The sequence below is a fragment of the Pseudoalteromonas sp. T1lg48 genome (assembly GCF_002964785.1).
GTDB lineage: Bacteria > Pseudomonadota > Gammaproteobacteria > Enterobacterales > Alteromonadaceae > Pseudoalteromonas.
In genome coordinates this window covers 64,753-77,096 of record NZ_PQCC01000022.1, presented here as the reverse complement: position 1 = coordinate 77,096, position 12,344 = coordinate 64,753, and the positions used below count along the sequence as shown (strand labels likewise).

7 protein-coding genes and 1 pseudogene are annotated in these 12,344 nt (G+C 49.6%); 7 read left to right on the top strand and 1 reads right to left on the bottom strand.

Annotation, left to right across the window (positions count from 1 at the left end; genetic code table 11):
* Positions 1 to 71 precede the first annotated feature (71 nt).
* The 4 genes from pgi (at position 72) to C2M29_RS13920 (ending at position 7,286) form a co-directional block, all read left to right on the top strand.
* Positions 72 to 1,715 (top strand): glucose-6-phosphate isomerase, encoded by a 1,644-nt coding sequence (pgi, locus tag C2M29_RS13935; RefSeq protein ID WP_105190378.1) that lies wholly within the window; start codon positions 72 to 74, stop codon positions 1,713 to 1,715.
* Between the two features lie 366 nt (positions 1,716 to 2,081).
* Positions 2,082 to 3,554, top strand: coding sequence for a glucose-6-phosphate dehydrogenase (zwf, locus tag C2M29_RS13930; RefSeq protein ID WP_105190377.1), 1,473 nt, complete (start codon positions 2,082 to 2,084; stop codon positions 3,552 to 3,554).
* The gene (pgl, locus tag C2M29_RS13925) at positions 3,554 to 4,264 is read left to right on the top strand and encodes a 6-phosphogluconolactonase (protein WP_105190376.1); all 711 of its coding nucleotides are present in this window, start codon (positions 3,554 to 3,556) and stop codon (positions 4,262 to 4,264) included. Before zwf ends, pgl begins: the two co-directional genes overlap by 1 nt.
* Positions 4,265 to 4,685: 421 nt before the next feature.
* On the top strand, positions 4,686 to 7,286 hold the full coding sequence (locus C2M29_RS13920) for a TonB-dependent receptor (RefSeq protein WP_199774886.1): 2,601 nt from the start codon (positions 4,686 to 4,688) through the stop codon (positions 7,284 to 7,286).
* A 70-nt stretch (positions 7,287 to 7,356) separates the two neighbouring features.
* Here C2M29_RS13920 and C2M29_RS13915 read toward each other — a convergent pair whose 3' ends face one another.
* Positions 7,357 to 8,898: a tryptophan halogenase family protein gene (locus C2M29_RS13915; RefSeq protein WP_105190375.1), complete on the bottom strand. Its 1,542-nt coding sequence runs from the start codon at positions 8,896 to 8,898 to the stop codon at positions 7,357 to 7,359.
* Between the two features lie 481 nt (positions 8,899 to 9,379).
* On the opposite strand from C2M29_RS13915, the gene C2M29_RS13905 reads away from it, so the two are divergent.
* From C2M29_RS13905 to hemH, 3 genes and pseudogenes are all read left to right on the top strand, one after another.
* Entirely contained in the window at positions 9,380 to 10,087 is a 708-nt protein-coding gene (locus tag C2M29_RS13905) for a SapC family protein (RefSeq protein WP_105190373.1), read from the top strand.
* 191 nt (positions 10,088 to 10,278) lie between these two features.
* Entirely contained in the window at positions 10,279 to 10,923 is a 645-nt protein-coding gene (gene adk, locus C2M29_RS13900; protein ID WP_105190372.1) for an adenylate kinase, read from the top strand.
* A gap of 365 nt (positions 10,924 to 11,288) precedes the next feature.
* A pseudogene (hemH, locus tag C2M29_RS13890) lies at positions 11,289 to 12,292 on the top strand (ferrochelatase).
* Positions 12,293 to 12,344 lie beyond the last annotated feature (52 nt).

The window sequence follows — 12,344 nt, the reverse complement described above, 5'->3', positions numbered from 1 at the left end:
GAGAGTGAGTCGATTCGTGGTCAGGGACCGCGAGAACCTATTAGTCTAGTTAGAAATATAAGGAATTAACAATGGTAGCAAGTCGTTCACAATTAACGAGCTGGCAAGCGCTGAAAGAGCAGGCGCAAGGGCTGAAAAATACCCACCTTAAAAACCTGTTTGCCGCCGACCCCAGTCGTTTCGATACGCTGTCATTGGCCATTCCCGGGGTGCTGTTTGATTACTCCAAGCAGTTAGTCAGCGAGCAAGTGCGCGACACTCTGGTTGAGCTTGCCGAGCAATGTGATCTGCCGAAATGGCGCGACAAAATGTTTGCCGGTGACAAGATCAATTTCACCGAGCAGCGTGCGGTGTTGCATACCGCATTACGTAACCCGGGTACTCAGGCAATAGATGTCGATGGCGTTAATGTCGTTGAACAGGTACACAAAGAACTGGCGAAAATGGCTGCGTTTGTCGACAAGGTGCGCAGCGGCCAATGGCGTGGTTATAGCAATAAGGCTATTCGTGATGTGGTGAGCATCGGTGTCGGTGGCTCGAATTTAGGCCCGCAAATGGCCACTGAAGCCCTGGCAAGTTATGCCGATGACACCCTGCAAGTTCACTATGTATCCAACGTAGATGGTGTGCAGATAGCGCAGGTATTGAAGCAGCTCAACCCAGAAACCACCTTGTTTGTGGTGTCGTCGAAAACCTTTACCACGTCGGAGACCATGACCAATGCCACCACTGCGGTGCGTTGGTTAAAAGAGGCGGCAACAAATGATGATGCCGTGGCCAAACACTTTGTGGCAGTGAGCACGAATTTGCAAAAGACCGCAGCGTTTGGCATTGCCGATGAAAACGTATTCACCATGTGGGACTGGGTTGGTGGTCGCTTTTCGATGTGGAGTGCGATAGGTTTGCCTATCGCTTTGTATCTTGGCTTTGAGGCCTTTACCGAGTTACTGGCCGGCGCATTTGAAATTGATGAACACTTTTGCCAAGCACCTTTGGCCGCCAATATCCCGGTATTAATGGGGTTGTTGAGCGTTTGGAATACCAGCTTTTTAGACCATCGCGCGCAGGCCATTTTGCCTTATGATCAGGCCCTGCATATGTTGCCGGCTTATCTCCAGCAAGGAGAAATGGAAAGTAATGGTAAGGCGGTAAACTTTGCTGGTGAGCCCGTTCCTTATACCACGGTTCCTCTGATCTGGGGGATGACGGGCATTAACGGTCAACATGCATTTTACCAGTATCTGCATCAGGGGACGACCATAGTTCCGGCGGACTTTATCGCTTCGGTGCAACCGCAAGCGGACATTGACGGGCACCATGATGTCTTGATGTCGAACTTCTTCGCCCAAAGCGAGGCGATGATGAATGGCGTCGATGCCGAACAGGTGCGCGCCGACTTGCAGCAAAAGGGTGTTGATGAACAACAAATAGAAGCGCTTGTTGCCCATAAGATTCATCAGGGTAATCGACCAACAACCTCTATTATTTTAGATAAGGTTGATGCGCGCGGACTGGGACGCTTAATCGCCTTGTATGAACATAAGATTTTTGTGCAGGGGATCATCTTAGAGATTTGCTCCTTCGATCAATGGGGCGTCGAACTAGGCAAGGGATTAGCAAAAAATATCGAATCGGAGCTGCGGGTTCAGCGTGTTGGGGAGCACGATAGTTCAACGCAGGGACTAATGGCGTATTACCTTACTAATCGCCAATAACAGATTAGCTGCCCAGGCAGCAAAGCCGAGTAGCGCCGGGCGGCTTACAGAATACCTTTGAACGGGTAGCGCTGGAGTCTTTGGGGCCTGTATTTTTGTGAGAGGATTTACAGTGACCCTAAAGCTCATTTATTCCTAAGCTTCGATTACTAGTTGTACTGGGATCGGAGCTTTGCCTTTCTCGCCAGCATGATCAATTAAAAGGCTGGTGGTAGGGGGTATCAGCACCCATGGGTGCGCACTAACATCAGGGTCACTTGCCAAGAGCTTGTTATAATTCCCAATAAGAACAACGAATGTGCCCCTTTACAGGCCTGGTATTAACTGGTCTGTAGGAACACAAAGCAAACAGGTAGAGAGTAAATCATGCTAAATCCTTTTGATATCATAATCTTTGGTGGTGGAGGTGACCTTGCGTTGCGCAAGTTGCTACCGGCCATGTATCGCGCTTATCAGGAAGGGAATTTGCCACAAGGAACGCGGATCTTACCTACCGTACGCAGCACGGAACAACGTGATGCCTATATTGACGGCGCTCACAGTGCCCTCAAGGAGCACCTGAGTAAGGGCGAATACAATAACAAAGACTGGCAAGCGTTTGCCCAGTACCTGGTGCCCGTGGTGATAAACGTAACCGAGGCCGATGCGCATTGGGATGAGCTCAATAGCATCCTCAGCGAGCATGATGGAGATAAATCTCGCGTTTTCTACCTGTCGTTGCCGCCGGCGGTGTACGGCACCTGTTGTGAAATTCTATCCACTAAGGGATTAATCACCGACTCTTCTCGCGTGGTGGTGGAGAAGCCCATAGGCTATTGCGGTAAATCCGCGGAGCAGATAAACGCAAAAATCGCTCAATACTTTAGTGAAGAACAGATCTTCCGTATCGACCATTACCTGGGTAAAGAAACGGTACAGAACCTAATGGCCCTGCGCTTTTCCAACTCGGTTTTTGAAAACCTGTGGGATGCCAAGACCATAGACAATATTCAGATCAGCATTTCCGAAACCGTGGGTTTGGAAAGCCGTGCCGGATTCTATGATAAGGCCGGGGCGTTGCGCGACATGATCCAAAACCACTTGCTGCAGTTACTCTGTTTGGTGGCCATGGAGTCGCCCCATAAGCTCAATGCCAACTCCATTCGTAACGAAAAATTGAAAGTGCTTGAGGCGCTGCGTCCGCTGGTGGGCGAGCAGGTCGACGACAACATCGTGCGTGGTCAGTATGTGCCCGGCGACCTCGATGGCAAAATTGTCCCGGGTTATCTTGAAGAACTTGGTGACGGCCCAAGCAATACAGAAACCTTTGTCGCCATCAAGGCGCACATTGATAACTGGCGTTGGGCGGGCGTGCCGTTTTATCTGCGCACCGGTAAGCGAATGAAAAAACGCTGTGCCGAAATCGTGGTTGAGTACAAGCCGGTCTCGCATAATGTCTATGATGACAGCGTCGGCCCGATTCAACCGAACCGTTTGGTGATCCGCTTGCAGCCGGAAGAGAGCATTCAATTGACGCTGATGTCGAAACGTTTGGATAATCTCGAAATGCAGCTTGAGCCGGTGACACTGAACATCGAATTATCCGAGTCCTATGATTCGGGCTTCCACTCCGATGCTTATAAACGCTTGATGCTTGACGCTGCGGCCAATAACCCGGCGCTGTTTATTCATCGTGACGAAGTACGTCAAGCCTGGCAGTGGATTGATCCTATTATCGAGCGCTGGCAAGAACAAGGCGCACCGGCCTTATACCGTGCAGGTACCTGGGGGCCTGTCGATGCCGATGAGCTGCTGGCAGAAACAAATCATCGCTGGTTCAACACCGGGGAGGGCGCATAATGGCGACCATCAAAGAGCACTTTTTTGATTCAAAAGAGCAAATGACACAAGCCTTGGCGGCGTCTCTGGCCGAGCGTATAACCTCTGCCTTAAATGAGCGCCAACGCGCGTCCTTATTGGTATCCGGTGGTTCATCACCGGCACCGGCCTACAAATATCTATCGGGTCTGGACATTGCCTGGGATAAGGTTGATGTGGCCATGGTTGACGAGCGCTGGGTCGATGCCGATCATGACAAAAGTAATGAAAGCTTTATTAACAGCACCTTGTTGCAAGACAAGGCCGCAAGTGCCAACTTTATCACCATGAAAAACGATGCCGCTACAGCACAGGCTGGGGTAGAGCTGTGTGAGCAGATGTATGCACAGATCCAGCGTCCGTTTGATGTAACCATCCTGGGTATGGGCCCGGACGGCCATACCGCGTCCTTGTTTCCTTTTGCCGAGGGGCTAGAGACGGGCTTGTCCTCGCAGCAATTGGTGTGTGCGATTAATGCCATCGAAAGTGAAGTTACCGGCGCTATTACCGAACGTATGACCCTGACCCTTAATGCCATCGCTCAATCGCGAGTGGTTAAGTTGCTGATAAGTGGTGAGGAAAAACTGGCTGTTTACAAAGAAGCAAAAGCCGGTGGCGATGTACAGGCGATGCCTTTGCGCGCTGTGTTACAGCACCCAGACATTGAGTTAGAAGTCTACTGGGCCCCGTAAGGTTCACCTTCTAAGACAGGATAAAAAACGCAGCCAAGGCTGCGTTTTTTTATGGCCAGGGTTTAGTTTCAGCTGTTTTATACCTTTATCGCCGGGTAATTTGGCTAGCGCGTCATACAACCGCATTTAGCAACCGCACACTAATTCGTGTTTATCGCGTACTTTACTCTTACTCCATTATTTGTGCTATATTCGCCGCGATTCAATCCAACAAACCCGCAATAGCTCATAGCTAAATCAAGAAAAATCAACTTGTTACAATCAAATTAGTGCTTTTTTTAAACTAAAAAGACAAAAGATGTAGCGAATTTGTAATTTTGAGTGTATGGTTTGTTATTAGATGACAGCGTTGTCATCATCACTGGGCAGAAGTGATTTGATAATCAACAAAATGATTTAAGAATAATTCAAGGGGAATCCTGTGTTAGCTAAAAATTTTAAGAAAAGCTTATTAGCAGTGAACGTCAGCCTGGCTATAGGCGCCGGTTTTTCCGGTGTTGCCATGGCGGCCGATACACAAACTCAAGTAAAAGAAGACGTGGAGGTGATTGAAGTACGTGGTATTCGTCGCTCACTCGCCGCGGCCATGAACACCAAACGTTTCGCCAACTCGGTTGTTGACGCCGTATCCGCTGAAGACATTGGTAAATTTCCAGACAGCGACGTGGGTGAAGCCCTAGGTCGAATTTCTGGTATCTCGGTAAACCGTCAGTTTGGCCAGGGCCAACAGGTGTCTATTCGCGGTGCCTCGGCGCAGCTGACTCGCACCTTACTTAATGGTCACTCGGTGGCCTCTACCGGTTGGTATGACCAACAGTCAATCGACCGCAGCTTTAACTACACCCTGTTGCCACCCGAGCTGGTTGGCGGCATTGAGGTGAGTAAGTCTTCACAAGCGGATACCGTTGAAGGCGGTATCGGTGGTACGGTGAACGTGAAAACACGCAAGCCACTGGATCTGGATGCAAACACCATTTTCGGTGGTATCAAGGCCGACTATGGCACTATTTCTGAAGAGACGGATCCGGACGTGTCGGGCCTATATTCATGGAAAAACGACAACGAAGACTTCGGCTTCTTGTTGGCTGCGGCCTACTCGGAAACCAGCTATCAGCGCAACGGCATCGAATCCCTGGTAGGCTGGGGAGATATTGTACCCACCACCTTCCAACAAGAGCGTGAACGCACTGCAATCAATGCCGCATTCCAGTATCGTCCTACCGATGCCCTTGAAATGGGCCTAAATATAATGAGCCTGGAGCTTGAAGCCAATAACGCTAATACCTCGTTATTTGCCATCTTCCCGGACGATAAAGCGGCGGCTTGTGAGCAAACCAATGCCTCTGGCACCTGTACCTATTACCGTCGAAGCGCCGATGACAGCAACCCGGGTTGGGCACAAACCTGGGCGCGTGCAGGCTCTATGACCTCGGATACAGTTGATTTTGACTTTAAATATGTGGCCGATAACTTCGAAGTGACAGGTCGCATTGGTAATACCCAGTCCGATGGGGGTACCGACCTGACTTCAAACTATGGTTTCTGGTTGGGCACACCGGCTGATTTCGCCGGTACCTATGACGCCACCGGCGAGGTGATCAAAATTGATATCGCTAACAAAGCCTTTGATGCCAGTGACTTCAACGGCGAGCTGTCGCCGGCAGGTTGGTCACTGAAAAAGCAGCCAAACTCGGACGAAGAAACCTATGCGCAGGTGGACTTCACCTTCCCAGTAGATCTTGGCGCCATTACCGCCATTAAAACCGGCGTACGCTGGGCCGATCATGAGGTTAAACAGCTCACCTATTCGGCGAATCTGGTCGACAGCATCGCTGCCAAGAGCGCCGATAATTACTACTCGGGTACCGTGTCTTCCGGTGCCGGTTTTACTTTGCCAGAGCCAAACCTTGATGCCATGATAGCCGATGGCTACGCCGCTATTGCCAGCTTTGATAATACCTCAGACGTGTACCGTTCCGGTTACGGCACCATAGAGGAAGAAAACCTGGCCATTTACCTGATGGCCGACTTCGAGGCGGAAGGGGTGCGTGGTAATATCGGTGTGCGTTATGTGTCTACCGATGCTGAGTCTGACTACTATGATCTCGATGCCATGGGTAACTATGCGGATACCCTGAGCACCGACAAGGCGGACTATGATGAAGTCTTGCCAAGCGTCAACATTGCCTTCGACCTAAGCGAAGATGTGATCTTACGCGTGTCGGCGGCCCAGGTAATTTCACGCGCGAACTACGCAGACATGTTCTCGGCCTCAACTTTGGCCGGTTACAACGATGGTACCTCGGGTAATGAGGTACTGAAAAAAGGTAATATCGGTCTAGAGCCATTCAAAGCGGCCCAGGCGGACTTTGGTATCGAGTACTATTTCGATAGCGACGCCATGTTCAGCGCAACTTACTTTATCAAGGATATCTCCAGCTTTACCAAAACAGATCAGCTGCTTAACCAAAGCATTGGTATTGTTGATAACGATTCAGGTGTAGATAACTGGACCATAGCCACCATGGGCACCGGCAGCGGTGGTGAAATTCAAGGTCTGGAGCTGCAATTGCAAGATGGCTTCGACAATGGTTTCGGTTACCAGGTGAACTATACCTTGGTGGACTCATCGGCACCGGCTGAAAACTTCCCGGATCGTGTGTCTGTGTTTACCGATTCATCGGATCACACGGTTAACCTGGTTGGTTACTATGAGACAGACGACTTTAACGTGCGTCTTGCCTATAACTGGCGCTCTGAATATATGATCCGTGAATTGCCAGGTTTCTATGGCAACCGCGAGCATCAGGACTATGGTACCCTGGATTTGAGCGCCAAGTACTCGGTGACCGACAGTCTGGATGTGACCTTTGAAGCCGTGAACCTGACCGAAGAGGACAGTGTTCAAATCGGTGTCGCCGAAGGCGATGCCCAGGTTGTGCCTGAGCTTAAAGACGGCTACCCGGCGTGGTTCTTCGAAGGCGAAGCGCGCTATAAGCTTGGCTTACAGTTCCGCTTCTAACCTAAGCTGTGCGCTACAGCAAAAAGCCAGTGAATTAGCACTGGCTTTTTTATGGGTGTAATAAAGGCAATTAAGTCTTACCTAGTCCGTGGGCGCGAATGCTGTTAAGCAGTGCCCGGTTGCTGGGTAACTGGGTGGCGAGGTGTTTGCTCTTGGCGGCAAGGGCCTCTTGCAACTGAGCACTTTGTTCGCAATTGATACGCATCGGGCTGTCACTTAGGTCGGTTAGAAAGTCCATGCCGTACAGCACGTATAAATAGTTCTCTAGGCGAAAAGCATCAAAGCCCTGACTAAAGTCATAATGGCTGGGCAGATGGTGACGCCAATGGGTCAGTTTTTGTGCCAGCTCCGGGGGCCAGGTGCTTGGGTCGCGGTTATCACGCCAAAATGCATTATCGTCGCGATCGGAAATGGCGTAGTGCAACTTTATAAATTGGATCACACTGTCCCACATGACACCGACTCGCTCATTAAAGCGCTCACTAAGCGCCGTCATGTCATTTTGGTGTGTTGGAAACTGACTGGCCAGCAATTTAGCGGTGGCATCAAAGACCAACAGTCCGGTGGCCTCTAGGGGCTCGACAAAGCCTTGCGCCAGGCCGATGGCGACACAGTTTTTATGCCAGAACTTTTGCCTGTATCCCACCGGCATGGCTATTTCTCTGGCCTCGACCTTATCTGCATCCATGCCTAAATAATCAGCCAGCTGTGTGTGCGCCTGCTCGGTGCTGATATAACGATCGCTAAACACATGACCAACGCCACGGCGTGTAGGCAGGGCGATATCCCAGATCCAACCGGCACTTTGCGCCGTCGCCAGGGTGCATGAAGGCAGCTCGGCTTGAGGGTCTTGATGAGGCACCTGAATGGCCAGTGCCTTATTCACAAACAGGACGTCGCTTTTATCGATAAAGGGCACCTGCATGGCCTGGCCAAGCAAGCGGCTGCTAAAGCCCGAGCAATCGATATAGAGATCGGCACTGTGGGCTTGACCCTGATTGTCGATCAGAGCCTTGATGGCTCCCGTGTCATCCAACTGCACCTGATCAATATGTACAAATTGATGATGTATGCCGAGTTGCTCACGACCATGTTTAGCCAAAAGGGCGGCAAACTTTGCCGCATCTAAATGATAGCCGTATGCTCCCTGGCCCTGATACTGGGGGCAACAGATGGTTTTTGGTGCTAGGCCCAAATCGCATAGCCCTGCCTGAGTACCCACCTGATGGGCAAATTTGTGTGCTGGGTCGAGACACCAGGTGGCGAGGTTATCCTTGCTCAGTAGCGGATAATCAAAGGGGTGATAGTAATGGTGCTGGTGCTCGCCCCGTGGTCGCATCCAGTTGTTAAAGCGAATTCCTTGTTTAAAGGAGACATCACAGGCGTTGATAAACTCCGACTCGCAGATACCAAATTCTTTTAGGGTGTGAACCATCAAGGGAACCGTGCCTTCACCAACGCCTATGGTTGGGGTATCCGGCGACTCGAGCAGGGTTATTTTAACGCCTCCCTGATCGGCCCCCTTGAGTTGGGTAGCTAAATGATTAGCGCTTAACCAGGCGGCGGTGCCGCCACCGAGAATAAGTACTGAGCGAATTTGTGTATCCTGCATGCAACGTCACCTCTAAATGATAGCGCTGTCATTATAGCCGCATTGTTTTTTTAATACACCTTATTAACAACTTTGACGTTCCCTTAAGCGGTTTGCCGATGGTTTAAGACTGGGTGATTTTCATTCGTTCTCTCTCTTATCTAGGGCAAATAGGTGACCTATCGCGTTCTTTAAAGAGGTATTTTGAGAGCCAAATAACATCACTTTGGTGGCTTTTTATGCCGCCATCCTCAACATTATTTGTGTTTGCTAATACTGCATGAAAGCCTTGTCTGGCTTTGCTTTTAGGGAGAAAACGTCGATAGTACAAGGGCTAAGAGCACCCTTTAGAAACAAGAGGGTGAAGGTTGCCGACCCCTTAGAAAATGGGGAGAAAAGGGTACATGAAACTTTAATGTATTTTCGCTTCCTTTTTGCCAGTAAAACCGATAGCCTTAAGCCACAACAAGTAATAAATACGTAAATAGTATGGAGCAGTATTATGGCGGAGCAACAAGTACAGCCTTTGCATAACGAAAAGCATGCCAACACAAAAGTAAAACATGGCCTGAACATCGAATTTTTAAAAACTCAGCATTTAGTGCCGGTTGTGGCGCACGAGTTTGGCCGTGTCGCTAATGAATTCCCAATGGCATTCGTAAAGAACAATGAATCTGGTAAATTCCAAGCGGTTGCCTTATTCGGTCTTGAGCCGGGTGAAAACCTATTTATCAAAGACGACCAGTGGCAGGCAGGTTTTGCCCCGCTAGCGGTTACCCGTTACCCGTTAGGTCTGGTAAAGCACCCTGAGCAAGAGCAATACGGTGTGGTTATCGACGAAGCCAGCCCATTGGTAGGCGAAGAAGAAGGTAATGCCTTGTTCGAAAACGGCGAAGAGACGGATTACCTTAAGCGTCGTAAAGAAGCCCTGGTTTCTTTCATCGAGTTTAGCGGTGTAACCGATGCCTTCACTCAGTATCTTGCCGATAAAGAACTATTGGTTGGACAAACGCTAACCGTTGATATTAAGGGCGAGAAAAAAGACATCACGGGTATCTACCTAATCGATGAGAAGAAGTTAAACGAGCTAAGCGACGAAGAGTTCCTTGAGTTACGTAAGCGCGGTTACCTGGCGCCAATCTACTCTTTCTTGACCTCTACTCACCAAGTTGCACGCCTAGCACGTTTAAAAGCTGAGCGCGATGCATAAGAGATTCGGTTAAAAACGAATGTAAGAAGCCCGGCAATAACCGGGCTTTTTTATGCCCGGCTGTTCACTAATTCGGCTGTTAACCATGTTGGACGAAAGTTTTACCTTTTTATCCTTGAGTAACACCCGTCCTTGTGAAAAAATTTGAGTTGATTTTATGACCCCAATAATGCAGACACGAGGATACGATTATGCGCATTATCTTATTAGGCGCACCCGGTGCTGGTAAAGGCACGCAAGCTCAGTTTTTAATGGATAAGTACGGCATTCCACAAATTTCTACCGGTGACATGCTACGTGCTGCTATTAAAGAAGGCACGCCGCTTGGTTTAGAAGCGAAGAAAGTGATGGATGCGGGCCAACTTGTGTCTGACGATATTATCATCGGTCTAGTAAAAGAGCGTGTTGCTAAAGCCGACTGTGAAAATGGCTTTCTGCTTGACGGTTTCCCGCGCACTATCCCACAGGCCGACGCCATGAAAGAAAACGGCATTGCCGTTGATCATGTTATCGAGTTTGATGTTGCCGACGAAGTGATCGTTGAGCGCATGGGCGGTCGTCGCGTACACCCAGGTTCAGGCCGTGTTTACCACGTGGTTTACAATCCACCCAAGGTGGAAGGTAAAGACGACGTGACTGGCGAAGACCTGATCATCCGTGATGACGATACCGAAGAGACGGTGCGTAAGCGCTTGGCGATTTACCACGAGCAAACCAAGCCACTGGTTGATTACTACCAAGGCGAAGCAAAAGCGGGTAACACTCAGTACCACAAGTTAAACGGTACGCAGGCGGTTGAGGCCGTAAGCCAGCAACTCGCTGAGCTACTAGGTTAAACGCCTAAACAACAAAAACCGCCGTCAGGCGGTTTTTTGATCCTAGCGCTGCTTTTATCGGTATAATCAATATCCTATGGTCTGTTTATCTTTGCGGTTTACTTTATGTTCAATGTAAACGCATTCTGATCGCGACGCTCGTTATGCAGCCTAGTTATTCTATGTCAGTAACGAGCAACAAAGAGCAGAGGACGTTTAGAAGAACCCCTAGGACAGCGCTTGTAGCCTATTTCTCCCGTGTTGGCACATGTTTATGTAGAATAACTACACCACACCTATGCCGCCTTGTATAAATACGCTACAAACAGCTGCAGAAACAAACAACAAAGGTCAACAGACCCTTACAACGAAAGGAAAGTGAGTTTATGTCTTTAGCTTTGACGCAGCCAGCCAGTCGCTATGGTGTGTTGTTGGTCAATTTAGGAACCCCGGATGCGCCAACGGCCAGTGCGGTGCGCGCCTATCTTAAAGAGTTTCTCTCCGATACCCGAGTGGTAGAGATCCCACCGTTGGTGTGGTCCATTATCCTCAACGGCATTATTTTGCCCATACGCTCGGGTAAGGTAGCCAAGGCCTATGAGTCTATTTGGCACAGTGAAGGATCACCTTTGCGCGTGATTACTGAGCGTCAGGCAAAGGCGCTCAAGCAAGCTCTGAAAACCAGTGTGGCCAGTCGATTCACGTTGATTATGCCATGACCTATGGCCAGCCCAGCATTCAAAGCCGTATTGATGACATGCAGGCCCGCGGCATCGACAAGATAGCGGTATTGCCTTTATATCCTCAGTATTCGGCAACCACCACTGCCGCGGTATTCGATAAGCTCAACCGCCACCTTGCTAAGGTGCGTAATATCCCCGAGATCCGCTTCTTAAAGCATTATTACGAGCGCGACAGCTATATTAATGCCTTGGCTGGATCCATTGCCAAATACCGTCAAACTCATGGCGAGGCGGATAAGCTTATTTTCTCCTTTCATGGAATTCCCAAGCGCTGCGTAAATAAGGGCGACCCTTATTATGAGCATTGTAAGTTTACCGCCGAGCGTTGCGCGCAAAAGTTGGGGCTGAATGAGGATCAATGGCTCATGACCTTCCAGTCGCGCTTTGGTAAAGAGGAGTGGCTGCAACCCTATACGGATAAGACGTTAGCCGAGTTGGGTCAAGCCGGTGTGAAGAAGCTTCAGGTGGTGTGCCCGGCCTTTGCCGCTGATTGTTTGGAAACTCTGGAGGAAATATCGGTTGAAAATGCCGAGATTTTCACCGAAGCGGGCGGTGAGCATTTGGGTTATATCCCAGCACTGAATGATGATGCCGAGCACATCGAGTTGTTAGTCGAGCTTGCGTATTCTCAGCTGCACCAGTGGTGAGCTGCAAATAATAAAAAAGCGCCTTAAGGCGCTTTTTTTATTATTTGACTCT